Annotated in this window: 19 protein-coding genes; 8 read left to right on the top strand and 11 right to left on the bottom strand. The window is 27.3% G+C overall.

All coding sequences use genetic code 11. From position 1 onward, the window contains the following. Positions 1 to 158: 158 nt before the first annotated feature. The 9 genes from AMYT_RS06070 to AMYT_RS06030 form a co-directional block, all read right to left on the bottom strand. A complete protein-coding gene (locus tag AMYT_RS06070; protein ID WP_114841660.1) occupies positions 159 to 1,685 on the bottom strand; it encodes a Kae1-like domain-containing protein in 1,527 nt (508 codons plus the stop codon). Further along, on the bottom strand, positions 1,669 to 2,253 hold the full coding sequence (locus AMYT_RS06065) for a HyaD/HybD family hydrogenase maturation endopeptidase (protein ID WP_114841659.1): 585 nt from the start codon (positions 2,251 to 2,253) through the stop codon (positions 1,669 to 1,671). Before AMYT_RS06065 ends, AMYT_RS06070 begins: the two co-directional genes overlap by 17 nt. Positions 2,254 to 2,333: 80 nt before the next feature. Beyond that, a complete protein-coding gene (locus AMYT_RS06060) occupies positions 2,334 to 3,017 on the bottom strand; it encodes a cytochrome b/b6 domain-containing protein (protein WP_114841658.1) in 684 nt (227 codons plus the stop codon). A 19-nt stretch (positions 3,018 to 3,036) separates the two neighbouring features. Further along, on the bottom strand, positions 3,037 to 4,776 hold the full coding sequence (locus AMYT_RS06055; protein ID WP_114841657.1) for a nickel-dependent hydrogenase large subunit: 1,740 nt from the start codon (positions 4,774 to 4,776) through the stop codon (positions 3,037 to 3,039). 2 nt (positions 4,777 to 4,778) lie between these two features. Next, on the bottom strand, positions 4,779 to 6,014 hold the full coding sequence (locus tag AMYT_RS06050; RefSeq protein ID WP_114841656.1) for a hydrogenase small subunit: 1,236 nt from the start codon (positions 6,012 to 6,014) through the stop codon (positions 4,779 to 4,781). Between the two features lie 265 nt (positions 6,015 to 6,279). Beyond that, positions 6,280 to 7,635, bottom strand: coding sequence for a nickel-dependent hydrogenase large subunit (locus tag AMYT_RS06045; protein WP_114841655.1), 1,356 nt, complete (start codon positions 7,633 to 7,635; stop codon positions 6,280 to 6,282). A gap of 3 nt (positions 7,636 to 7,638) precedes the next feature. Further along, positions 7,639 to 8,529: an NADH-quinone oxidoreductase subunit B family protein gene (locus AMYT_RS06040; RefSeq protein ID WP_114841654.1), complete on the bottom strand. Its 891-nt coding sequence runs from the start codon at positions 8,527 to 8,529 to the stop codon at positions 7,639 to 7,641. Beyond that, positions 8,516 to 9,109 (bottom strand): TetR/AcrR family transcriptional regulator, encoded by a 594-nt coding sequence (locus AMYT_RS06035; RefSeq protein WP_114841653.1) that lies wholly within the window; start codon positions 9,107 to 9,109, stop codon positions 8,516 to 8,518. Before AMYT_RS06035 ends, AMYT_RS06040 begins: the two co-directional genes overlap by 14 nt. Positions 9,110 to 9,225: 116 nt before the next feature. Then, positions 9,226 to 11,799 (bottom strand): bifunctional aconitate hydratase 2/2-methylisocitrate dehydratase, encoded by a 2,574-nt coding sequence (locus tag AMYT_RS06030; protein ID WP_114841652.1) that lies wholly within the window; start codon positions 11,797 to 11,799, stop codon positions 9,226 to 9,228. Positions 11,800 to 12,222: 423 nt separating this feature from the next. On the opposite strand from AMYT_RS06030, the gene AMYT_RS06025 reads away from it, so the two are divergent. Genes AMYT_RS06025 through AMYT_RS06000 form a run of 6 tightly spaced genes read left to right on the top strand, consistent with a single transcriptional unit; the run spans position 12,223 to position 22,267 of the window. Beyond that, positions 12,223 to 13,932, top strand: a complete 1,710-nt coding sequence (locus AMYT_RS06025; protein WP_114841651.1) for an AMP-dependent synthetase/ligase — start codon at positions 12,223 to 12,225, stop codon at positions 13,930 to 13,932. 9 nt (positions 13,933 to 13,941) lie between these two features. Then, positions 13,942 to 15,210, top strand: a complete 1,269-nt coding sequence (locus tag AMYT_RS06020) for a thiolase family protein (protein WP_114841650.1) — start codon at positions 13,942 to 13,944, stop codon at positions 15,208 to 15,210. 1 nt (position 15,211) lies between these two features. Beyond that, positions 15,212 to 17,317 carry a 3-hydroxyacyl-CoA dehydrogenase NAD-binding domain-containing protein gene (locus AMYT_RS06015; protein WP_114841649.1) on the top strand — a complete coding sequence of 702 codons (2,106 nt, stop codon included), beginning with the start codon at positions 15,212 to 15,214 and terminating at the stop codon, positions 17,315 to 17,317. After that, positions 17,305 to 19,665, top strand: coding sequence for an acyl-CoA dehydrogenase (locus AMYT_RS06010; RefSeq protein ID WP_114841648.1), 2,361 nt, complete (start codon positions 17,305 to 17,307; stop codon positions 19,663 to 19,665). The genes AMYT_RS06015 and AMYT_RS06010 overlap by 13 nt, the downstream gene beginning before the upstream one ends. Before the next feature lie 11 nt (positions 19,666 to 19,676). Further along, on the top strand, positions 19,677 to 21,788 hold the full coding sequence (locus tag AMYT_RS06005) for an alpha/beta fold hydrolase (RefSeq protein WP_114841647.1): 2,112 nt from the start codon (positions 19,677 to 19,679) through the stop codon (positions 21,786 to 21,788). A 35-nt stretch (positions 21,789 to 21,823) separates the two neighbouring features. Next, positions 21,824 to 22,267 (top strand): YiiD C-terminal domain-containing protein, encoded by a 444-nt coding sequence (locus AMYT_RS06000; RefSeq protein WP_114841646.1) that lies wholly within the window; start codon positions 21,824 to 21,826, stop codon positions 22,265 to 22,267. Here AMYT_RS06000 and yddG read toward each other — a convergent pair. After that, positions 22,257 to 23,153, bottom strand: coding sequence for an aromatic amino acid exporter YddG (gene yddG, locus AMYT_RS05995; protein ID WP_228197902.1), 897 nt, complete (start codon positions 23,151 to 23,153; stop codon positions 22,257 to 22,259). The two genes, AMYT_RS06000 and yddG, sit on opposite strands and share 11 nt — an antisense overlap. Before the next feature lie 90 nt (positions 23,154 to 23,243). Between yddG and AMYT_RS05990 the strand changes: the two genes are divergently transcribed. Next, the gene (locus AMYT_RS05990; RefSeq protein ID WP_114841645.1) at positions 23,244 to 24,002 is read left to right on the top strand and encodes a M48 family metallopeptidase; all 759 of its coding nucleotides are present in this window, start codon (positions 23,244 to 23,246) and stop codon (positions 24,000 to 24,002) included. Between the two features lie 27 nt (positions 24,003 to 24,029). On the opposite strand, the gene AMYT_RS05985 is transcribed toward AMYT_RS05990, so the two are convergent. Further along, positions 24,030 to 24,740 (bottom strand): YebC/PmpR family DNA-binding transcriptional regulator, encoded by a 711-nt coding sequence (locus AMYT_RS05985; protein ID WP_114841644.1) that lies wholly within the window; start codon positions 24,738 to 24,740, stop codon positions 24,030 to 24,032. Between the two features lie 105 nt (positions 24,741 to 24,845). On the opposite strand from AMYT_RS05985, the gene pgp3 reads away from it, so the two are divergent. Further along, on the top strand, positions 24,846 to 25,694 hold the full coding sequence (gene pgp3, locus AMYT_RS05980) for a peptidoglycan metallopeptidase Pgp3 (RefSeq protein WP_114841643.1): 849 nt from the start codon (positions 24,846 to 24,848) through the stop codon (positions 25,692 to 25,694). The last annotated feature ends 4 nt before the right edge of the window (positions 25,695 to 25,698 follow it).

Below are 25,698 nucleotides of genomic sequence, written 5' to 3'. Positions count from 1 at the left end.
CAAAAAAAACCAAACTTTAAAAGGTTTGGTCTCAACATTTCCTTGTTGTTCATATTCCTATAAACAGTTAAAAAAAGTTTACCAAACTTAATCTTAACTGGTTATAAAATAATACTTTTTGGTTTAATTTACTTTTAAGTGAGTATTTTTAACCCACTTTAATAATCAATTGGATAATTTTTTGGAATTACTAGTGTAAAATTATTTGATAATTCTTTATCCAACTTAGAAAGTAAAATAGAATTTACTATTATATCTCCACATAAAATTATATTTTTACTTTCAATATCTTTATTTATCTCTTCAATACTATTTTTTATAAACTCACTTAAACTTTCATAAAATGAAAAAGCTAAAAGAGCATTATCAACATCAGCAAGTTTATAGCTAAAAATTGAGTGGGCAATTTTTCTATAATCTAAATAATTTTTATCTTTATATTTAAAAAGTTTCATATCTATTTGTATTCCACTTTTTGAATTATAAGAATGAGCATAAGATTCAAACTCTTTATAGTCTTTCATACCAAGCATAACTGCAATAAAATTTAAAATAGATACAAATCCATTTGTATTTTGATCTAAATCTTTTTTAAAATATAAAGGAAATTTTTTCTTATAGTTTTCCACTAATCTTGCAGTATTTTCATCCATAGAAGCAATATCTTCCATACAAGAACTAATAGAATTTTCTATATTTGGAATATATACAATATCTTTTATTCCTTTTGTTGGAAGATTTAAACTTATTTTACTTTCTTCACTATTATATGAAAAATATACTCCAATTGAATTTGAACTTCTTTTATTTTCTTTTTTTATAATAGTTTTATATATTCCACCATTTAAACAGAAAAACTCATCTGATGAGTTATAAACCTTTTTATCTTGAATATCATATTTAGGAAATAGAGTTTTATCTCCTCTAATAATTATATTTTCATCTTTAAAATATGTAACTTGTATATCTTTTTGCATTACATTAAAATCACTATAAATTAAAAAATCAATCCCCTCTTCTTTTAGTGCAAGAGCAAATTCAAAAGTAAGTTTATCATCAGGTAGTTTTGTATAAATAAAAGAGATACAAGAGTATTGTAAATCCTTATTTTGTAAAAAGTTAAACTTTAATTTTACAAGTGGTCTTTCAATTGAACATAAAAGTTGTAAATCCTTTGAAGAACACTCCAATAAAGAGGATATAGCATTTATATTTGAAACAAAAAGATTAACTTCATTTTCCTCTTGAAGTTTTATTCTATTTTCCTTATTTGGTAATGAAAATTTTTTTATTCCATTTGAAGTAGAAAGCTCAATAATTTTACCTTCTTTTAACTGTTTTATCTCATTTGTAAAATCAACAGTTCTATTTTCTACTAATTTTAAAATTTCTTTATTTGATAAAGAGATATTTTGTTGTAGGTTATCTAAGCTTAACTCTTTTAATTCTTCAGGTATTTTTTCTATAAAACTAGCACCTTTTAAAAAGATTGATAAGGGAAGATTTTTTTCTAAGTTTTGAAAAAACTCAGTTATTTTTTCTTCGCTATCATTTATATGTAATATAATAAATTTTTCATATTTTTTTATTTGTATATTTATTTTATCTTCAAATATTTGTTCTTGTATAAGATTTATAAAATATTCATTTGTATTATTAAACTCAATTTTATAAAACATTTGCATATCTAATATCCTCTTCATTTGGTACTCTACTTAAATGTTCCCCATTATAACTTCCAATAAGTCCTTGTGCAATATCTTTTATTGATTTATTATTAATTTTAAAAGCTTTTACTCCAATTGATTCTATTTCAGTTATTGCAGTATTTATAAAACCTTCAAAGGCTTGTTCAATCTCATTTGTTAAACCAATTTCAACTTTTTCAATATCTTGAGGGATAATACCTATAATAGTAACTTGAGCATGTTTTTTTAAAACAGAACAAATTTCTAACATCTCAACAATCTCAACTTCATGGGCTGTTTTTCTATAATTACCTAAGCCTAATAAAACATCAGAAGGAAGTCTATATATCCCCCCTACTTTATCTTCAATAGAAACTGTATCTAAAATAATTACATTATCGTAATCTTGAAAATAACTCATTAGTTTAAACCCTAATGTTCCACCATCAATAATCTCTAAATTGCCTTCAAACTTATAATTTTCTTCAATATATTTTGATGCATAAATACCTACACCTTCATCTTTAAAAAGTAGATTCCCTACCCCAATCACAATATTTTTCATTAATTCTCACTTTTTTTAAGTCTTAATAGATTCTATTTTTATAAAATCTATTAAAACTTAAAGGCTTATGCCTTTAAGTTTTATTTATCTTCTGTTTTTTTATTTTTAGCAAATTTATATCCACTAAATACAATTGCAATATCACCTTCTTGCCAGAAAATAGTTCTCCAAATTTGATAATAAATATGGCACATTACCCACATAATTAGTAAATACATTGTTGTATGATGTGCAATTCTAACTCCCATATTTCCACCAAATACACTTAATGTCCAGTCTGTACTTAAATGTAAAATCCATGGCCACCAAGCTCCAATTGAACTATGTCCTGAACCTAATCCATGTACATATAGTTGTAATCCTGTAAGTAACATAAATACTAACAAAATATGAAATAGAGTAAAAAACATAATATTGTAACTATCACTATGTGATGAGTCAAATTTTTTTCTTCTATTAAAAGTCATTAAGTTAAAAAATACTTCACAAAATTCAATAAAGTTTTTCTTTGTTGGAAGTATTTTTTTATATGGTTTTTCAAAATTTGAAAATAAATAAAGATACCCAATTAAAATTGCAGTAACATCAAAAATAATTGCTGCAATAAAGTGTCCCCATCTATTCCAAGCCATAACATACTTATCAACTGCAGGGTCTGCAATTAATGTTTGATAGTATGGATATCCGATATATAACCCAGTTGCAACTGCAACAACCATGCAAATCGCATTCATCCAGTGAATCGTTCGCATGATTGGAGTCATTCTCTCAACCCTTTTAAATTTAGGCACGGCATCCCCCTACTGGATCTACTTTATAAACACCTAATTCTTTCCCTTTTGTATCAATTAAGTGAACCGCACAAGCAATACAAGGGTCAAAACTATGTACTGTTCTTAAAATCTCCAATGGTTGCTCAACATTAGCAACTTTTGTTCCAATTAAAGATGACTCATATGCCCCTAGTCTTCCTTTATAATCCCTAGGTGCTGCATTCCAAGTTGAAGGAACTACTGCTTGATAATTTACAACTTTTCCATCTTTAATCTTAACCCAATGTCCTAATCCTCCCCTTGGAGCTTCAGCCATTCCATAACCTTGTGCATCTTTTGAAACTTTGTCAAAATCAAATTCTGTCCAAGTAGATAAATCTCCATGGGCAACATTTGAAGCTAATTCATCACACCATTGCATCATAATATCAGCCATAAGTTCAGTCTCTATTGCACGAGCAGCTGTTCTTCCAACTGTTGAGAATAATACTTTTGTTGGTAAATTTCCATTTTTTAAGAATGTAGTTACATATTTAGTAATTCTTTCATCACCTTTTGCAACTCCTACAATCATCCTTGCTAGTGGACCAACTTCCATTCTCTCATCATCATATAGTGGTGATTTAATCCACGAATACTTATTTTTAGTATCTAAATAAGCAATATTTTCCTCTTTTTTACCAAAACCTGTATAATTTGGTTTTGTTTCACCATCAAATGGGTGTAAATTTGAGTTCCCTTCATACCAAGCATGAGTTACATCTTCTGTAATTTTTGTTTGGTCTAATTCATAAACTTTTGATAAATCTTTATTTTTTACAATTCCTGATGGGAAAAGTTTAGAAGCTTTATAAAATGGTAAATCATCTAAATTAAAATCTCCATAAGACATAAAGTTTCCAATTCCCCCACCAATACCTTCTAAGGCTTCATCTGCATACATAGTTCCAGCCATATAAACATCAGGTAAATATGCTTGCTTACAGAATTTTCTACCTTTTTTAAGAATTTGTTTAAATTCAGCAATTCTTGAAGGGTTTTTAATATCTTGAACACAAGTTACCCCACCAACAACAAGTGATTGTGGATGTGGATTTTTCCCTCCAAATATAGCCATCATTTTTCCAAGTTCTCTTTGAATTTCTAATGCATCTAAATAGTGAGAAAGTCCTATTAAGTTTTGCTCAGGATTTAATTTAAAACCTTTTGAACCCCAATAAGCATTTCCAAAAATTCCAAGTCTTCCTTGTTTAATATATTTTGTTACTCTTTCTTGTACTTCTTTATATACATCTTCACTTGCATTAAATGGAAGTTCACCTGATACACTTGCCCATTTTTGAGCTTCTGCTACTGCTTTTTTAGGGTCAGCTTTTAATGCTTCTGTTATATCTACCCAGTCTAGTGCATGTAAATGATAGAAGTGAACAATATGGTCATGTACATATAAAGCACCTTGCATTAAGTTTCTAACTAGTCTTGCATTTTTTGGAATTGTAATACCAAAAGCATGCTCAACAGCCTCTATACTTCTTTGGTAGTGTGTACCTGTACAAACTCCACAAATTCTCATAGCTAAAAGTCCACAGTCTCTTGGATCTCTTCCTTTTAAAATCTCCTCAATACCTCTAAACATAGTAGAAGAAGCATAGGCATCAGTTACAACGTTATTTTCATCAATGATTGCTTCAATTCTAAGATGTCCTTCAATTCTTGTGATTGGATCAATTACTAAATGTTTTTTTGTCATATTTATTCTTCCTCATTTTGTTCTGATTTTTTACCAGCAATTGCACTTGCAACTGCATGTAGTCCAATACCAATTGTTGTAGCAGTTAATAATCCAAGACCAAACTCATCAACAGTCTTTTCTACTCCACCAGTTGGAGCTTTAATATTTGCATTTGCCATTGGTCTTTCATAAGCATATTTATCCCAAAAGTCAGGTTCACTACATCCAATACAACCTCTACCAACACCAACTGGCCAGTTTGTACCTTCGTTGTATCTTATAATAGAACAATTATTAAAAGTCATTGGTCCTTTACAACCAACTTTATATAAACACCAATTATTTTGTGCACCTATATCTCCCCATTCTTCAACAAATTCACCCGCATCAAAGTGTGCTCTTCTTTCACAGTTATCATGAATTCTATATCCAAAAGCAAATTTGGGTCTTAAAAGTGAGTCTAATTCAGGGATTTGACCAGTTAAAACAAAGTGTAAAATAACACCAACCATATTAGCTGGGTTTGCAGGACAAGCAGGAATATTTACAACAGGTTTACCTTTTACTAAATCCATAACTCCAACAGCACCTGTTGGGTTAGGAGCAGCAGCTGGAATTCCTCCAAAAGTAGCACATGTACCAACCGCAACAACTGCTGCTGCATCTTTTGACATTCTCATTAAATGTTCATGAAATGTCTCTCCACTTGCACCAATAGTTCCATATTTACCATCATTTGCCATAGGAATAGCACCCTCAACAAATAGTAAATATTTTCCTTTAAAGTGTTCAACCGCTTCTTCAAGTTGTCTATCAGCATCATGTCCAGCAGCAGCTTGTAGTGTTTCATGAAACTCTAAACTAAGCACATCAAAAAGCAAATCATCAACTGTAGGAGCAGAACTTCTTAAAAGTGCTTCAGAATTCCCCGCACAGTCTTGTAACTCAATCCAAACAACAGGAACTCTATTCATAAGCTCTGTAGCTTGTGCAACTAAAGGTTCAAACATAGGAGGAAGCATAAGTGTTGCTGTAGTAGCACTAACCCACTTCATAAAATCTCTTCTATTAATACCTTCACTTTCAATTACATCTATCATATCTATGTCTTTTAATGCTGGCTGTTTTTGTAGCATAGATATTCTTTGTTTTGCATTTTCAAATAAGCAGTTGTAGTACTCCTCACCTTTATTTGTATCAATTCTTGCAGATTTTTGGGTAAAAACTTTTTTTACCATATCTTGAGAATCTACCATATATCTCTCCTTTTGACAATATAAAATGAACATTCATTTACTAAAGGAAAAATATCTATTAAAGACTTATCTAAAACTTAATTTTTTTAGTTACTTTTAATTAAAAGTAGCATCAAAGTAGCATTTTATGGGTATTTTGAAAACTTATTTTTCAAAAAGCACCATAAAATAGATAAAAGGGTTTTATTATTTGTATTTATTATAGGAAAGATAACTATTTTTTATATTTAAATTAGTGTTTCAAATATTCACAAAAATAGTGGCATTAGTGTGTAGTACATACAGAACATATATCAAAACTTCTTAAAACTATTTCTGCTTTTGATATAGAATCTAAACCAACAATTGCTTTTTGTGCAACTCCATATTTATCTTTTATTCCAGGTCCCAAATTCCAAACAGTAGGAGTAATTACATCATAAGTTTTAATTAATCCTTTACTTACTTCTACTTTATGAGATAATGAGCCTCTTGAAGCTTCTATAAAAGAACTACCTATTGCAGTTTCAATATCATTTAAAGAATATTTAGGTTTTATAAAAGAAGGTTCACTAGTATCTACTTTTGAAATTAATTTTTTAGTAGTATATAAAAGATGTGCCAATTCATCCATCCTAGCTAATACTCTTGTAAAAACACTATCTTGATACTCTTTATGTATAGTTTTTATAAATTTTCTATTTGAAATTAGTGCCCTTGATAAAGGACCTGTTTCATAAAATTCATTGGCATATAAAGCTGTTTTTGACCAAGTATATTCATTTTCTTTTTTTGAAATATTAACTTTAAAAGTATTTATACTACTTTCAGAGATTTTTGAGCTATCTATTTTACTTATATTTTTTATTTTAATTTTTCCACTTTCAAATAAAGAGCTAGAACCTAAAACTATATGAGAATCATAGGCTTTACCAATTTTTTCCAAATTATTTTTAAAAGCTATATTTTTAAAATCAATTAAAGAACCATTAGTTTTTAGAAAATCTTCCATATTGCTAAAAGCTAAATACTCTTCAAAATCTATACCACCTAAAGTATTTTCAAAAAAAATAATTGCTTGTTCTAAATAGTTTTGCATTGAAGTTAAATCAAATAGTGTGGGATCACTCATAACCCCACCAGGTATCATATATGAAGTATGTGGCCATTGTCCACCAATTATTGCTATTGCTTTAATAGTCTCACTAGCCACTCTTGAAGCATTTAACCATAAAGAACCCTTTAAAGGTTCATATTTATTATATTTAATATCATTTGATAATTTTGCAATATCAGGCATAATAAACATATAAAACCATTTAATATGGGAATCAATAATTTCTATATTTAAACCTATTTCTCTTAATAATTTTGCTTTATTTGTAATAACTAAAGCTTCATTTACATTTTCATAAATATTTTCTAAAGCTTCAACAGTTGCTTTTAGATGAGCTTGTCCACAAATTCCACAAATTCTTGGTGTATATACTAATGAATCTAAAATAGGTTTATTTTGTAAAATATACTCAAAACCTCTAAAATTTAAAAACTCAATTCTTGCATCAGAAATTTTATTTTCTTTCCAAGAACATACTAGTTTTGCTTCACCTTCTATTCTTTCAACTATATCAACTGTTTTCATTTTCTACTCAATTAATTTTTTATTTAGTCTATCTATTTTAAAAGTTTTTGCAACCCCTGTTAGGGTTAAATATGCTCTTTTATTAATTCCCAATGGTACATCCATTGGAATACCAATATTTTTTTTAGTTTCTAGCATATTATTTCTTGGAAAATCAAATTCTGTACAACCAATACAGGGCATACCTGCTCTTGTTTTTGAATTTACATCATTCCATAAAATTCTATTACAATTACTATGTGTCATAGGAGCTCTACAACCTTGTTCATAAAATAAACATCCCTCTTTTACTCCAAAACTTTTTGCTTCAACTTTCCATTCAAAATACTCATTTCTAGTACAGCCATGATGAGCTAAACCATAATATATCTCTTTTGGTCTTTTATTTTCATCTAAGGCTATAGTTTCTCTTTGTTTTAATGAAAAAAGAGTTTGAAGTATCCATTCAGGATGTACAGGACAGCCTGTAAGATTAATTATAGGGTGTTTTATTTTTTCTAAATTCCATGAAATAAGATAATCACTTACCCCTTTTATTTGCTTATTTTCCTCAAATTTTGCATGAACTCCACCATAAGAAGCACAAGAACCTACACATATTATATATTTTGATTTATTTGCTAGTTTTTCAAGTAAACTTAAAGTATCATTATTAGAAATTGAATAAAATTCTTTATTAGAACTTATTGCACCTTCTATTAATAAAAAATCTATTTCTTTTAAAGAAAAAACATCTTCTAATGAATTTTGAGTAGTAAGAGAAGGATGATAAAAAAAATCAAAACTATTTAAAAAAAGTTCAAACCTACTATAGTTTGAACTTAATAAAGAGTGTGTATTACCATTACATGTTATTGCTTGAATCCAAACAACTTTTGGTTTATGCCTTATCACTTTTTAATGCTCTATAAATATTTTCAGAAATTGAATTAGAATATTCAATTAAGTCTTTATCTAAAACTTTTTCTCCACTTAAGAATGCAAAACCACCAAGGCATCCCATAATCATAGAAAAAGCAGTAAAAAACTCTTGCTCTCTAAATTCACCACTTTGTGCACCTTCATCAAGTAATATCATAACTTCTGTTACAAATTCACTTACACATAAAAAACCTTCACATCCTTGTGCAAAAACTTCCCTATTTGAAAGATATACTCTTAAGAAGTATTCAATTACTTCTGGAGAATTTTTTACATTTTCCAAATATTGTTTTGTAAATAAAAAGATTTTTTCTTTTGATGAAATTTGTTTATGATTAATCTCTTTTAACTGATTTGCTAAAATATTTGTAGAATATTTAATTGCATATTTTGCTAATTCTTCTTTTGATGCAAAGTAATTGTACATATTTCCAACACTCATTTTCATGGCTTTTGCTATATCAGGAATAGTAGTATTATAAAAGCCTTTTTTAGAAAATAACTTTAGTGCATTTTCAATAATATTATTCTTTTTTAACTCTTTTGCAGACAATGGTTTACCTTTTAATTTAAATCTGACTTAATAATAGTATATTTTTTGTTAAGAGTGAATGAAAATTCATATGCATTAAAAGAACTTAAGCCATAAAAATGGCTTAAGTTTGTCTATTAAGAGTGTACTAGGTTTGTTAATTGCTCAGCAGTTACTTGGTGGAAATTTAAATATTTATAAACTCCATCTTTATTTTGCTCAGTAATTTTATTAGGTACAATTTCCATATACTCTTCAACAGTTGGAAGTCTTCCTAAAAGTGCAGCAACAGCAGCAACTTCTGCTGAACCTAAGTAAACTTTAGAGTTTTTACCAAGTCTATTATCAAAGTTTCTTGTACTAGTAGAGAATACTACAGAACCTTCATTTACTTGTGCTTGGTTACCCATACATAATGAACATCCAGGAATTTCCATTCTTGCACCAGCTGCTGCAAAAATTGAATAGTATCCCTCTTCAGTTAATTGTGCTTCATCCATTTTTGTTGGAGGAGCAATCCATAATTTAGCAGGTGCAACACCTTCACCTTTTAATACTTCTCCTAAAGCTCTAAATAATCCAATATTAGTCATACAAGAACCTACGAATACTTCATCAATTTTCTTAGGTCTATTATCATCAGCTAAAATTTCAGATAAAGTTGCAACATCATCTGGATCATTTGGACAAGCTAAAATTGGTTCTTTAATCTCATCTAAATTAATTTCAATTACAGCTGAATATTCTGCATCTGCATCTGGCTCTAATAATTCTGGATTTTTAATCCAATCTCTCATTTTATCAGCTCTTCTTTGAAGAGTTTTTGCATCTTCATAACCTTCTTCAATCATTTTTTCAATTAAAGCAATATTTGAAGATAGGTATTCAATAATTGGTTCTTTATTTAATTGAACAGAACAAGCAGCAGCACTTCTTTCTGCTGAAGCATCTGATAATTCGAATGCTTGCTCAACTTTTAAATCTGGTAAACCTTGAATCTCAATAATTTTACCTGCAAAGATATTCTTTTTATTTTTCTTAGGAACTGTTAATAATCCTTGTTTAATTGCATAATAAGGAATAGCATTTACTAAATCTCTTAAAGTAATACCTGGTTGCATTTCACCTTTAAATTTAACTAATACTGATTCTGGCATAGTTAAAGGCATCATACCTGTAACACCTGCAAATGCAATTAATCCTGAACCTGCTGGAAAAGAGATACCAATTGGGAATCTTGTATGAGAATCTCCACCAGTACCTACTGTATCTGGTAAACATAATCTATTTAACCAAGAGTGAATAACACCATCACCTGGTCTTAAAGTAACCCCACCTCTTGAATTAATAAAATCTGGTAAAGTATGTCTTAATTTAATATCTGCTGGTTTTGGGTAAGCTGCTGTATGACAAAAAGATTGCATAACCATATCTGCACCAAAAGATAATGCTGCAAGTTCTTTAATCTCATCTCTTGTCATAGGTCCAGTTGTATCTTGAGAACCTACAGTAGTTGCAATTGGTTCAACATACATTCCTGGTTTAATACCTTCAACTCCACAAGCACGTCCAACCATTTTTTGTGCTTGAGTAAATCCTTTTCCATTATCAGCTGGTTGCTCAGGAGCAATAAACATAGTTGAAGCACTTAAACCTAAAGCTTCTCTTGCACGTGCAGTTAATCCTTTTCCAATAATTAAAGGAATTCTTCCACCTGCTCTCATCTCATCTGTTAATGTATTTGGTGCAAGTTTAAATTCAGAAACAAGTTTTCCATCTTTTTCAATAACACCATCATAAGGTTTAACAACAATTACATCTCCAGTTTCTAAACTATCAACATTTGCTTGAATTGGTAAACATCCTGAATCTTCTGCTGTATTAAAGAAAATTGGAGCAATAATAGAACCAATTACAACACCACCTGTTCTTTTATTTGGAACACCTGGAATATCTCTACCCATATGCCATTGAACAGAGTTAATACCTGATTTTCTAGAACTTCCTGTTCCTACTACATCTCCAACATATGCTAAAGGATGACCTTTTTGTTTTAAAGAAGCCATAGTTTCAAGTGGTTTTTCCATTCTTGATTGTAACATTGCTGTTGCGTGTAACGGAATATCAGATCTTGTAAATGCAACTGTTGCAGGAGATAAATCATCTGTATTTGTTTCACCAGGAATTTTATAAACTGTTAAAGTAATCTCTTTTTCAAGTTCTGGTTTATTTGTAAACCACTCAGCATTTGCCCAAGACTCAATTACTTCTTTTGCTTTTGCATTTCCAGCATCCATTAATTCTTTTACATCATTAAATGAGTTATAAACTAGGATAGTGTTTTTTAATTGTTCAGCTGCAGCTTGAGCTACTTCATCAATTTTTAATGCTTCAACAAGTGGAGAAACATTATATCCACCCATCATTGTTCCTAAAATTTCAATAGCTTCAGTTTTTGAAATTACAGAACATGCAACATTTCCTTGTACAATATCATTTAAAAATGCAGCTTTTACATATGCAGCATCATCAACACCTGGGTTGATTTTGTTTTTAAATAAATCTAATAAATATTCAGCTTCTACAACTGAATCTGCTTTTAATAATTCAACTAATTCAGCAGTTTGTTGAGCAGTTAAAGCTAATGGAGGTAATCCACCTTCATTTAATCTTTCTTGCGTATGCGCTTTGTAATCAGCAATTAAACTCATTAATATCTCCTAATTGATTTGTACTGACAGTATAACATAATGTTAGCTTTAGGAAATGTACAATTTTTGTATATTTATGTACAAGTTTGTCTTTTTGTAAAAAAAAGTTACAAAAAAAGTACAATTTCCAATTATGCTTATATATAAATCGATTTTTAGATAGTTTTAAAAGATTTACTAATAATATTTTTTTACCAAAGACTAAGTTTGAAAAAAAAACTTAATTTTTCTTTTTTTTATTACTTGTACAATAATTGTACACAAAAAGAAAAAAAAAGTCTTTTTTTAAGAAGTTTAATTAAAAAAATATTTTTTTTGATTGATTTATTATTTTTTCTTTAAACTGGAAAATTAAATTTTTTTTTGTGTACATATTTTAATTTAAATGATACAATTATTCTAACTTAAGAAAAAGGAGTCACTATGATTTCTTACAATTTTAAAACCTATGAAGAACTATTTTTTCATATAATAAATAACTATGAAAATAATAATTTTTTAAACTATATTGAAGATGGAAAATATGTACATATTTCCATAAAAGAGTTTGAATTAAGAGTTAAATATCTAAGTTTAGCTCTTAATAAAATTGGTATAAAAGAAGGTGATAATGTTGCAATCTTCGCTAAATCTTCACCCTATTGGCTTATATTTGATTTTGCTTTACATTTAATAAAAGCAATAAGTGTACCTATTTTTTCAAATATTTCTACAAAAAATTTAGAATTTGAAATAGAAGATTCAAATATTGATTTTGTATTTATAGACTCTTCAAAAAGAATAAAAGATATTAAAAAAGATGTAACATATATTACATATAGCTTTTATATTAAAAAAAATAAAACTTATAGTTTAGATGAGTTATTTATTTTAGGAGAAAGAGAGTTTTTTAAACAAGAAAAAGAGTTCCTTGCTTCAAGTGATGAAAACTCTATTTTTTCAGTAATTTATACAAGTGGTAATACGGGAACTCCAAAAGGTGTTGAACTTACAAATAAAAATATTATTTCTCAGTTAAAAGATATTAATGAAGTTTTTTATTTAGAGCAAAAAGAAATAGCCCTTTCACTTCTTCCTTTAGCTCATATTTTTGAAAGAACTGTTATGAGTTATTATTTAAGTAAAGGTATGAGTATTTATTTTGTTGATGAAATAGAAAATACTTCAAAGCTTTTAAAACTTGTAAGACCAACTACAATGACAGTAGTTCCAAGACTTCTTGAAAAAATTTTTAATAAAATTCAAGAAAACATCTCTACAAAACCCTTAATTTCGAAGCTAATTGCCATAACTGCTATTAAGTATGCAATAAATTTTGAACATAGAGGAATTATCTATAAAATCTTTGACAAACTAGTATATAGTAAATTTAGAGAGATTTTTGGTGGAAGAATAAATCAATTAGTTTGTGGAGGTGCTGCACTTGATAAAGATATTTATAAATTTTTTGTAAATATAAAAGTTCCTTTATATCAAGGTTATGGTTTAACAGAATTTTCTCCAGTTATCTGTACAAATACACCAAAAAATAGTAAGATAGGTTCTTGTGGGAAAGCCTTACCTAGTGTTCAAGTAAAACTTTCAAAAGAAAATGAACTTTTAGTTAAGGGTGATTCTTTAATGAAAGGGTATAAAAACCAAGAAGAGCTTACAAAGCAGACTATTATTGATGGATGGCTTCACACAGGTGATATGGGTAAAATTGATGAAGAGGGATATATATTTATTGAAAGTAGATTAAAAGAGGTAGTAAAGACTTCAACAGGAGAATATGTTTCAGTTATAAAAATAGAACAAGCACTTACAAAAAATAGATATATTGAATTTGCAACTGTTATTGCAAATAATAAAAAATATGTAACATGCCTTATCTTTGTAAATAAAGATATTTATTTGCAAACAAAAAGTAATTTAAGTATTGAAGAGTTTTTTAACCAAAAAAGCGTAAGAAACTCTATTGAAAGAACTATTTTTAAAATAAACAAAGATTTAAATAAGTGGGAAAGAGTTATTAAATACGAAATAATAACAAATGATATTTCTATTGAAGGAGGAGAATTAACTCCTTCTATGAAAATAAGTAAAACAAATATCGAAAAAAAATATAAAGATATAATTGAAAGTATGTATTAGGAGTCTAAGATGGAAAAAATAGTTGTTATAGATGGATTAAGAAGTCCAATAGCAAAAGCCTATGGAAAATTAAATAATATTCAAGCAGAAGAACTTGGAAGTATTATAGCAAAAGAGCTAGTTTTAAGAAGTGGTATTGATTATAAAGAGTTTGATGAAGTAATAATAGGAAATGTTGCCCAACCAACACATGCAGCAAATATAGCAAGAGTAATTGCCATAAAAGCTGGTTTCCCCATTTCAACTCCTGCATACACAGTTCATAGAAATTGTGCTTCTGGAATGCAATCAATTTCAAGTGCAATTGAAAAAATACATTCAAAACAAGGGGAACTTTATTTAGTTGGAGGAGTTGAATCTATGAGTAATATTCCCCTACTTCATACACAAGCTTTTAAAAATATTTTAACTGAAATTTCCAATACAAAAAGCATAAAAGAGAAACTTAAAATCTTAACAAAATTAAAACTTCAAGATTTAAAACCTGTAATTGGCCTAATTTCTGGATTAACAGATCCAATTTCAGGAAAAATTATGGGAAAAACTGCTGAAAATTTAGCAAATGAGTTTAAAATAGATAGACAAACACAAGATTTATATGCTTTAAATTCCCATTTAAAAGCGCAAAAAGCTATTGAAAATAAGATTTTTGAAGAAGAGATACATCCAATTATTTCAAAAAATGGCTCAATTTTTGAAGATGATGGAGTTAGATTAAATCAAACTCTTGAAGCTTTAGGAAAACTTCGAACAATTTTTGATGCAAATGGAACAGTAACAGCGGGAAATTCTTCACAAGTTTCTGATGGAGCTTCTATGCTTATTATTTGTAGTGAAAGTAAAGCAAAAGAGCTTAATTTAGAGCCTTTAGGTTATATTAAAGATTATGCTTATGCAGGACTTGAACCAGATAAAATGGGATTAGGTCCTTTATATGCTACTCATAAGCTATTTAATAGGAGTAAGATTACTTTAAAAGATATAGATTTAATAGAACTAAATGAAGCTTTTGCTTCACAAGTTCTTGCAAATCTTGAAGCATTTAAATCTATTGAATTTGCCAATAAACATTTTGAAGGTAAAGTTTTAGGCGAAATTAATAATGAGATTTTAAATGTAAATGGTGGGGCAATAGCCTTAGGTCATCCAGTTGGTATGAGTGGAACTAGAATAGTTTTACACTTATTAAAAGAGTTAAAAAGAAGAAACTTAAAAACTGGTCTTGCAACTTTATGTGTGGGTGGAGGCCAAGGGGCTTCTTTTTTACTGGAGGTGTAATATGAATAATATAAATCTAACTGTAATAAATGATATTGCAACTTTAGAGTTTGATTTACAAAATGAAAAAGTAAATAAACTATCTTTTGAAGTTTTAAATGAACTTAATTTAAAGCTTGATGAAATTTCATCAAATAGCAATATTAAAATCCTTATTATAAAAAGTTTAAAAGAAAATATTTTTATTGCAGGTGCTGATATTAATGAAATTAAAGAATTTAAAAATAAAGAAGAAGTTTATAATGCACTATTAGAAGGTGATGCCATTTTAAATAAAATTGAAAATCTTAATATTCCAACAATCGCATATATAAATGGTGCTTGTATGGGTGGAGGTTTAGAACTTGCATTAGCTTGCAAGTATAGAATTGCAACAACAAATAAAAGTACAAAGTTTGCTTTTCCTGAAATTAAACTAGGGTTTTTCCCAGGTCTTGGAGGAACACAAAGAGCACCTAAATTAATAGGTCTTATAAGTGCTATGGATTTAATATTTACAGGTAAAACAATTGATAGTTTAAAAGCTTATAAAATAGGTTTAATTGATGAATGCTTTGATGAAGGACAAGAAAAAAGTAAAATAAATGCTTTTATTTCAAAAGTAAAAGAACATAAAGTTTTAAGAAAAGATAGAAAATCATTTTTAGAAAAATTCTCTTTTACAAGAGAGCTTATTTTTAAAAAAGCTTTACAAAATTTACAACAAAAGGTAAATAAAGATTTTAAAGCTCCATACAAAGCTTTAGAAGTTTTAAAAAATACTTATAACTTATCTTTAAACGAAGGTTTAAAAATTGAAGCTTCAACTTTTTCACAACTTGCAATTACAAAAGAATCAAAATATTTAATAGAACTTTTTTTCTTAAGTGAAAAGATAAAAAAAGATTATATAAAAACTAAAGAAGAGATTAACTCTGTTGTAATTATAGGTAGTGGAGTTATGGGTAAAGGTATTATTTGGTTATTTTCAAAATATTTAAAAGAAGTTAGAATTAAATTAAGAAGTTTAGAAAATGCCTCAACAATAATAAGTGATGTTGCAAAACTTTATGATTTTTTTATTAAAACTAGAAAAATGACAAAAGCACAAGTTGATTTAAAACTAAGTTCTTTAAGTTATACGCAAAATTATGAAGGTTTACAAAATATAGATTTGGCTCTTGAAGCAATTGTTGAAGAAGAAGAAGAAAAAATCAAAACTTACAAACAGTTAGAAAAAGTAATGAAAAAAGAAGCAATTATTGCATCAAATACTTCTTCAATTTCAATTGAAAAATTAGCTTCTTCTTTAAATAATAAAGAAAACTTTATGGGTATTCATTTTTTTAACCCAGTAAATAAGATGCCTTTAGTAGAAATAATTCCTACAAAATATACAAAAGAAGAAAATATAAATAAAGTAAAGCAAACTCTAATAAAAGCTGGGAAAATGCCAATTGTTGTTGGTGATTGTGCAGGATTTTTAGTAAATAGAATCTTATTACCTTATTTAAATGAAGCTGGATTTATTCTTGGTGAAGGAAGTAATATAACTACTATTGATAGGGTTTTAAAAGATTTTGGTATGCCAATGGGACCTTTTAGCCTTGCTGATACAGTAGGAATTGATATAGGTTTTCATGTGGCTACTATTTTAAATAAATCCTATGGAGAAAGAATGGCAATTGCTCCTATTTTAGAAAAAATGTATGAAAAAAAATATTTAGGAGTAAAAAATAAAAAAGGTTTTTATGACTACTCAAGTAAAAAAATAGTTGAAAATAAAGAAGTTTATAACTACACAAAAGATACAAGGATTATAACAGAAGAAGAGATTAGAAATAGATGTATTTATATTATGATAAATGAAGCTAGTCTTTGTTTAGAAGAAGGGATTGTGAAAGATGCAGATATTTTAGATTTTGCAATGGTTGCAGGAACTGGTTTTCCACCATATAAAGGTGGATTATTAAAATATGCCAATGAAATAGGTATTAAAAAAATCGTAAAAGAACTAAATAGATTAGAATATTTATACGATAAAAGATTTAAAGTTAGCAATTTATTATTAAAATTAAATGAAGCTAAATTAGATTTTAGCACAGGAGAAGAGCTATGGAAACACTAATTTTTGCCTTAATATTATTGATATTTGGATTTTATTCATATCCAGCCATTTTATGGTTTGTTTTTATAGGAGTTTATTCTCTTACATTTTTTAGTACAGGTGTTCTTTTTTGGATAGTATTTGCTCTTTTAGCAATTGTTATTTTAAATAAAGAGGTTAGACAACACTTTATTATAAAATCTATTTTAAATTTTATAAAAGAAAAAGGTTTAATTCCAAAAATTTCAAAAACAGAAGATCAAGCACTGCAAGCTGGAACAAACTTTATAGAAGCAGATTTTTTTAAAGGAAGTGTTGATTTTAATAAAGTAAAAAATGAAAAAATTACACTTTTAAATAAAGAAGAACAGGATTTTTTAGATAATGAAGTTGAACAATTATGTGCAATAGAAAGTGATTGGCAAATTTTTCAAAATAGAGATTTAAGTAAAGAGTCTTGGGAGTTTATAAAAACTAAAAAATTCTTTGGAATGATTATTCCAAAAGAGTATGGGGGATTAGGTTTTAGTGCAACAGCACACTCTAAAGTTATAGAAAAACTTGTATCTAAATCACAGGTTTTAGCAATAACAGTAATGGTACCAAATTCATTGGGACCTGCTGAACTTATTTTAAAACATGGAACACAAGAACAAAAAGATTATTATCTTCCAAGATTGGCACAAGGACAAGAGGTTCCTTGTTTTGGATTAACAGAACCAAATGCAGGTAGTGATGCCACTTCTATTACTTCAAGTGGAGTTTTATTTAAAGATGAAAAAGGTGAGATAAAAATAAAACTTAATTTTGAAAAAAGATATATTACTTTAGGAAATATTGCAACATTAATTGGTCTTGCTTTTGTGTTAAAAGACCCAGATCATTTACTATCAAATGAAGAAAATTTAGGTATTACTTTTGGTCTAATTGATTCAAAAACAAAAGGAGTAGATAACTCAAATAGACATGACCCTCTTGGAATTGCTTTTGTAAACTCTCCTATATTTGGTAAAAATGTAGTAATCTCTTTAGAAAATATTATTGGTGGTAAAGAAGGGATTGGTAAAGGATGGCAAATGCTAGTTGAGTCTTTATCAATAGGAAGAGGTATTTCTTTACCAAGTGTTAGTTTAGGTGGAAGTAAACTTGCTTTAAAAGTTGTAAGCACTTATACTCAACTAAGAGAACAATTTGGATTAAGTATAGATAAATTTGAAGGAGTAGAAGAAAAAATTGCAAAAATTGCAGCTTTTACTTATTTATTAAATGCTTCAAGAAATTATACTTTAGATGCAATTGACAATGGGGCAAAACCAGCAGTAATAAACTCAATAATGAAATACCATGCAACAGAAAAATTTAGAGAGATTATAAATGACAGTATGGATGTATTAGGAGGAGCAGCAATAATTAGAGGTGAAAAAAATCTTTTAGCTCATGCTTATTTTGCATTACCAATATCTATTACAGTTGAAGGTGCAAATATTTTAACTAGAAATCTAATGCAATTTGGACAAGGGTTAATAAAATCTCATCCATATTTATATAAACAAGTATTAGCTATACAAAATAATGATATAGACTCTTTTGATACAGTTTTAAGAAAACACATTGCTTTATCAATTAACTCAACTATAAAATCTTTTGTATATTTTATAAGTAGAGGAAAATTTATAAAAACTTCTAAAGAATTGCAAGCTTATAAAAAAAGATTGATTTGGTCTGCAACAAGCTTTACAGCTCTATCAAATTTCTCTTTAGTTTTACTTGGTGCAAACATTAAGAAAAAAGAGAATATTAGTGCAAGATTTGGAGATATTTTATCTTGGTTATATCTTATAACTGCAACTATTAGAGAGTTTGAAAATAGTAAAAAACAAGAAGATAAAATTTTAGTTGAGTATATTTGTGAATATGGTTTTTATAAAATTCAAGAAGCAAGAGAGGATATTATTCAAAATCTAGGCTTTATGAAAATTCTTTTACCTTTTATTAGGTTAAATCCAATTGGAATAAAACCAGAAGATAAATTAAATAGAAAAATTGTAGAGTTTTTAACAAATAAAGAAAATCTAAACTCACTTTGTAGTGGTTTATATACACCAACAAATAAAAAAGATCCTTTATATAAATTAGAAGAAGCTCTTGATTTACAAAATGAAAATAAACAAATCCTTGATAGAATTAAATATGCTGTAAAACATGAAAGCATAAAAAAAGCTGCATTTTTAGATATGCTTGAAGAGTCTCATAATGTAGGAGTAATTACAAATGAAGAGTATGAGGCTTTAAAACTTGCATATAATAAAAAAATGGATGTTATTCATGTAGATTATTTTAAAGATAAAATTTATAAACAGCAAAGATAAAAGGCTTTAAAATGAAAAAAGATCTACTTATAGATTCTAGTGGTTATGTTTTAAATATATTAGAAAAGATTTTGGATTCTGATATAAAAATTGATGGAATAGAAAATATTCCTAAAAACAATCCTAGAATCTTTGTAGCAAACCATTTTACAAGAACAGAGGCAATAGTAGTTCCTTATGCTTTATATGAATTAACAGGTAAAAAAGTAGGAGTAATAGCAGATGATGGACTATTTAAAACCTATTTTGGTAATTTTCTAAAAAATATTGGAGCTTTACCAAAATCCCATCCAAATAGAAATAATATAATCTTAGGTGAGATTTTAACTGGAAAAAAAGATTGGATGATATTTCCAGAAGGAAGAATGGTAAAAGCTAAAGATATAGTAAAAATGGATAATCATTATTGTGTAAGAATAGATAATGAAGAGAGTCGTGTTTTTACAGGTTCAGCTTTTTTTGCATTATACTCCGAACTTTTAAGAAAAGATTATCTAAATAAAAAAATTAGAAATATTACAAAATTTAAAAGAAAATATCTAATAGAAGATGAGGAGACAATTAATATTAATGAGACAATGATTGTACCAATTAATATTAGCTATTCTCCCCTAAGAAATGGTGAAAATTTTCTAAAAAAAATAGCTAAAAAACTTTTTGATAATATTGATGAAAAATTTTTAGAAGAAATAGAAATAGAAAGTAATATTGTCCTAAAATCTAAAACAATTATTAGAATACTAAAACCTATTTCTTTACATAAAATGTTAAAAGAGAGTTATGGAATTGAATTAAATCATAAAACTACAATTGAAGGATTAAGATATGATTTAACTCATAAATTTATGAAAAGAATTTATGAAAATCTAACTATTAGATTTGAGCATATTTTTGCTCTTACTTTATATCACTACCCTAAAGAAGTAATCTGTAAAAATCATTTTAAAAGACTTTTATATTTAATAGCAACTAAAGTAAAACAAGATTGTCAGCTTTTTGAAGAGGATTTGCAAAAGGATATTATAAATCTTATTTCTTATGAAAAATATATACCTTTTAATGAAATATTAAAAATTGCCATAAGAGATAAAATTATTATTCAAACAAAAAATGATTATATTATAAATAAAGAAAATCTTTTAAATAAACATACACACAATACAATAAGATTAAAAAATATTATTAGAGTAATTTTAAATGAAGTTTTAATAATAGAAAAAATGAATGATATTGTAAAAGAAGAGATAGCTCTTTGTTCAAAACAGATTAATTCAAAACTTCTTGAAATTTTAGAAAAAGAAGAACAAGAAGAGTTTGAAAATGATTATTTGCAATTTAAAAATATAGATAATATAAAAGATAAAAGAATAGGACAACCTTATACTTTTACAAATATAAATTCAAATAAATGTGTTATTGCAATACATGGTTTTTCTTCTGCACCAAAAGAAGTAGAAGAGATGGCTTTATATTTAAATTATAAAGGTTTAAATGTTTATGCCCCAAGATTAAGAGGTCATGGAACAGTAGCAGAAGATTTAAAAAATAGAAATTATAAAGATTGGTATAATAGTGTTTCAAGAGCTATTACTATTGCAACATTAAAATATGAAAAAGTCTATTTAGTTGGTTTTTCAACAGGGGGACTTTTAGCTCTTTTAAGTTCAAAAAAATATTTTTTACAACTACAAGGAGTTGTATGTATAAATGCAGCTTTAAATTTAAAAGATATGAGAATTAAAACCATACTTCCTGCAATTAATTTTTGGAATGAAATTGTAAGTTCTTTTAATGCAAATACTCTTGCAAAAGAGTATGTAGATAATCATCCACGATACCCAGAGATAAATTATGATAAGCATTATGTAAAAGCTATTATGCAACTAAAAGAACTAATGAGTAAAACTAGAAAAAGTTTAAATAGAATAAATGCAAATACTTTAATTATCCAAGCAAAAGATGACCCAATAGTAAATATCACTTCTGCTTATGAAATATATGAAAAAATACACTCTAAAAATAAAGAACTAATAGTTTTAGAACAAAATGAACATGTGATTATAAAAGGGGAAGAGAGTAAAAGAGTATTTGAGGAAATTCTTAACTTTATTGTAAAAAGCTAAAATATGATAAAATCTTTTTTTTATAGGAGAGAGATTTGAATTTAAAAAATTTAGAAGAAAAATTACATAAAGAGATTCCTCTTACAAAATTTATGCAATTAAATATTGATTCAATTAAAGATAATACTTTAATTACAAAAATTCCTTTAGCTCCCAATATAAATGATAAAGGTACAGGTTTTGCTGGAAGTTTAAGTACACTTGTAACTATTTCAGCATGGAGTGCTTGTTATTTGCAGATAAAAGCTTTAGGTTATGAAAAAAGTATGATAGCAATTATTAAAAGTGATACTTCATATAGAACTCCAATAACAAAAGATATGGTTTGTAAAACACTTATGCCCACATTGGAACAAATTGAAATATTAAAAAGAAAACTTCAAGAAAAAAATAGTGCTTCAATTACAATCACTTCTCAAATTATTGAAAATGAAAAAGTTTGTGTAGAGTTTAAAGGTATCTATGTAATTAAGATTTAATAAAGATACCTTTTATTAATTTTAAATACTCTTTTGAACTAATTAAAGAACCTAAAATAATAAATAAACATGCTAAACTAATATAAATACTCATAGAAGCAACACCCATTATTACAAGTATTAATGTGGATAAAAGAGGAGCTAAATATGATAAAGAACCCAAGATTTTTATATCTCCATTTTTAAGGGCAAAATCCCATAAGTAAAAAGCTCCACCAACAGGACCTAAACCTAACATTATTGCTGCAAATAACTCTGTACTTGAAGGTATAACTGTATTTTCAAAAATCAAGTGCGCAATTAAAGAAAAAATTGCTGTTAAAATACAAAATCCTGTAACTGCAAAAGTTGGTACATGTTTTAAAGTTTTAGAAATTACTGAATAACTAGACCAAATAATTGCAGCAAATAAAGCAAAAAGATACCCAGCTAAATATTTTATTTCAAATTCAAATGAGCCACCTTTTAAAACTAATAAAATAGCTCCTATTAAAGCTATTAGAGTTCCTAAAATGTGATACCATTTTAATTTTTCATTTGGTAAAAAAGCAGAAAATAAAACTATTAATAAAGGCCATAAATAATTTATCAAATTTGCTTCAACAGCAGGAGCATTTTTTATTGCTAAAAAATAAAAAAAGTGATAACCAAAAAGACCAAAAACTCCAATAATATATGCTTTAATAGGAATTTTAAAAAGCTCTTTTACTTTTCTTTTTTGGTTTTTAAGCATAAGTAAACCAATAAAAGAAGCAATAAAAAAAGAGATACTTAAAAGTTCAAAAGCAGGAATAGAACCTGAATATACTGTAAAAAGTGCTAAAGAAGACCATAAAAGAATGGTAATAAGTCCTAAAATATTTCCTTTTGTATGCTCAATATTCAAAATATACCTTTATAAATTTTATTGATTTTACTCTTATTTGTCTTAAAATAATTTTTTTTTTGATAAAATTAAATATCAAAAGGAGAAAAATTGAAAACATTAAAAAAATCTATATTATTTCTTATAGTTATCTCTATTTTTGTAGGTTGCACTCATAAAGCACCATATACAAATAGAGACCAACTAATACTAATTTCACAAGAAGAAGAACTAGCCTTAGGTGAAAGTTCATATAAAAAGACTTTAACTGAGTCAAAAGTTATAAAAAATACAAAAGATTCAAATAAAGTAAAACAAATAGGTGAAAAAATAGCAAAAGTAGCTAATCAAAAAGATTATAAATGGGAATTTAACTTAATTGAAAATGAAGCTAAAAATGCCTTTTGTTTACCAGGTGGGAAAGTTGTAGTTTATACAGGTATTTTAAAAGTTGCGAAAAATGATGATCAATTAGCAACAGTTATTTCTCATGAAATAGCCCATGCACTTGCAAGACATGGAGCAGAAAGAGTAAGTGCTAGTATGCTTTCACAAGGTATTCAAGTTTTAGGAAATATCGCTTTAAGTACTCAAGCACCACAATACTCAAAAACTTTTAATATTGCATATGGTTTAGGAAGTCAATATGGAGTTTTAATGCCTTATGGAAGAATGCAAGAAAGTGAAGCTGATGAAATAGGTATTTATCTAATGCATAAAGCAGGCTATAATTTAAATGAAGCTTTAAAATTTTGGGAAAATATGAGTGAAGGTAAAAAAGAAAGTATAGAATTTTTCTCAACACATCCAAATTCAACTACAAGAATAGAAAATATTAAAAATATAATTAAAAAAATTCAAAATAAATAACATAGAAAATTCTATGTTATTTAACTATTATGCTATATTTGTATATACAGCTTGAACATCATCATCATCTTCAAGCTTTTCAATTAGTTTAGCAATATCATCTTGTTGTTCTTCTGTGAACTCTTGTGGATTATTTGGGATTCTTTTTAATTCTGCTTTTGTTAAAGCTATTCCTAACTCTTCAAATTTATTATTTAAATTACCAAAATCTTTATAATCAGCATAAACTAAAACAATACCCTCTTCTTCTTCAATCTCTTCTAATCCAGCATCAATTAGTTCTAATTCCAATTCATCTAAATCCATATCATCTGTTTTATTAAATTCAAAAATAGCTTTTCTATCAAAGAAAAACTCTAAAGAACCAGTTGGAACAACTTGTCCACCATTTTTATTAAAATGCATTTTTACATTTGCTACTGTTCTTGTATTATTGTCTGTTGCAGTTTCTACAAAAACTAAAACACCATGAGGACCTTTTCCTTCAAAATTAACATCAGCATAATTTGCAGCATCTTTTCCAGTTGCTCTTTTTATTGCCGCATCAATATTTGCTTTTGGCATATTTTCAGCTTTCGCATTTAATATAGCAGTTCTTAAAGCAGAGTTCATTTCAGGATCTCCACCTCCTGCTTTTGCTGCAATTTCAATTGCTTTTGCAAGTTTTGGGAAAACTCTAGACATATTTCCCCATCTTTTCATCTTTGCTGCTTTTCTATATTCAAAGGCTCTACCCATTAAATTACTCCAATAAAAATCTCAAAATTTTTGCAATTATATCAATTTTGTAATAATATACTTATAAATAATCTTGAATAAATATTTTTTTGTTATTATTTCATTATGAAAAAAGTTTTAATATTTTTAATTTTAATTATAAATTCACTCTTTGCAATACAAATTAGTTCAACAAAAGTAAAAAATGCAAACACTTTACTTTTAGAACTTACACAAAAAGATATTAGTGATGTTAAATTAACCTTTGAAAAGTCAAATATTGACTTTAAAGTACACCCTTTTAAAACTAATAGCTTTTATGCCTTATTGCCAATTGATTATTATACAAATAGTGGAAAATATAAAATTATAATCTCCTATTTAAAAAATAATAAAAGAGAATTTATTGGTCAAGAGATATTTGTAGAAGATGGGAACTATAAAAGTGAAATCATTAAAGTTCAAAAATCTAAAGTAACTTTAAATGAAAAAGATAAGATAAGAACTCAATATGAATATAAAGAAGCAATGGATATTTACAATACTTCAACTTCTAAGATTTTTTGGACTAAAGACTTTATCTATCCTATGAATAGCAAAATTACAAGTAATTTTGGAAATAAAAGAGTTTATAATGATACAATAAAAAGTTTTCATAGTGGAACTGATTTTAAAGCTGCAATAGGAACAAAAATCAAAGCTATAAATGATGGTATTGTAGTATTGGCAAAAGATAGGTTTTATGCAGGAAACTCTATTATAATTGACCATGGACAAGGAGTTTATTCTTGTTACTTTCACTTAAGTAAGATGAACTATAAAGAAGGCGATTATGTAAAAAGAGGTGAAATTATAGCTTTAAGTGGAGATACAGGAAGAGTTACAGGACCACATTTACATTTTAGTATAAGAATTAATTCTAAATTAATTGACCCTTTACAAGCTATTTTAATTTTAAATCAACTTAATAATTAAAGAA

It is taken from the genome of Malaciobacter mytili LMG 24559 (assembly GCF_003346775.1).
GTDB classification, from domain to species: domain Bacteria; phylum Campylobacterota; class Campylobacteria; order Campylobacterales; family Arcobacteraceae; genus Malaciobacter; species Malaciobacter mytili.
This window is presented reverse-complemented; position numbering and strand designations above follow the sequence as displayed.

Bases quoted from the DNA above. Each gene is read 5' to 3' on its own strand.
- AMYT_RS06070 (WP_114841660.1), bottom strand. From the start codon at position 1,685: ATGCAAATGTTTTATAAAATTGAGTTTAATAATACAAATGAATATTTT.
- AMYT_RS06065 (WP_114841659.1), bottom strand. From the start codon at position 2,253: ATGAAAAATATTGTGATTGGGGTAGGGAATCTACTTTTTAAAGATGAA.
- AMYT_RS06060 (WP_114841658.1), bottom strand. From the start codon at position 3,017: ATGACTCCAATCATGCGAACGATTCACTGGATGAATGCGATTTGCATG.
- AMYT_RS06055 (WP_114841657.1), bottom strand. From the start codon at position 4,776: ATGACAAAAAAACATTTAGTAATTGATCCAATCACAAGAATTGAAGGA.
- AMYT_RS06050 (WP_114841656.1), bottom strand. From the start codon at position 6,014: ATGGTAGATTCTCAAGATATGGTAAAAAAAGTTTTTACCCAAAAATCT.
- AMYT_RS06045 (WP_114841655.1), bottom strand. From the start codon at position 7,635: ATGAAAACAGTTGATATAGTTGAAAGAATAGAAGGTGAAGCAAAACTA.
- AMYT_RS06030 (WP_114841652.1), bottom strand. From the start codon at position 11,799: ATGAGTTTAATTGCTGATTACAAAGCGCATACGCAAGAAAGATTAAAT.
- AMYT_RS06025 (WP_114841651.1), top strand. From the start codon at position 12,223: ATGATTTCTTACAATTTTAAAACCTATGAAGAACTATTTTTTCATATA.
- AMYT_RS06020 (WP_114841650.1), top strand. From the start codon at position 13,942: ATGGAAAAAATAGTTGTTATAGATGGATTAAGAAGTCCAATAGCAAAA.
- AMYT_RS06015 (WP_114841649.1), top strand. From the start codon at position 15,212: ATGAATAATATAAATCTAACTGTAATAAATGATATTGCAACTTTAGAG.
- AMYT_RS06010 (WP_114841648.1), top strand. From the start codon at position 17,305: ATGGAAACACTAATTTTTGCCTTAATATTATTGATATTTGGATTTTAT.
- AMYT_RS06005 (WP_114841647.1), top strand. From the start codon at position 19,677: ATGAAAAAAGATCTACTTATAGATTCTAGTGGTTATGTTTTAAATATA.
- AMYT_RS05985 (WP_114841644.1), bottom strand. From the start codon at position 24,740: ATGGGTAGAGCCTTTGAATATAGAAAAGCAGCAAAGATGAAAAGATGG.
- pgp3 (WP_114841643.1), top strand. From the start codon at position 24,846: ATGAAAAAAGTTTTAATATTTTTAATTTTAATTATAAATTCACTCTTT.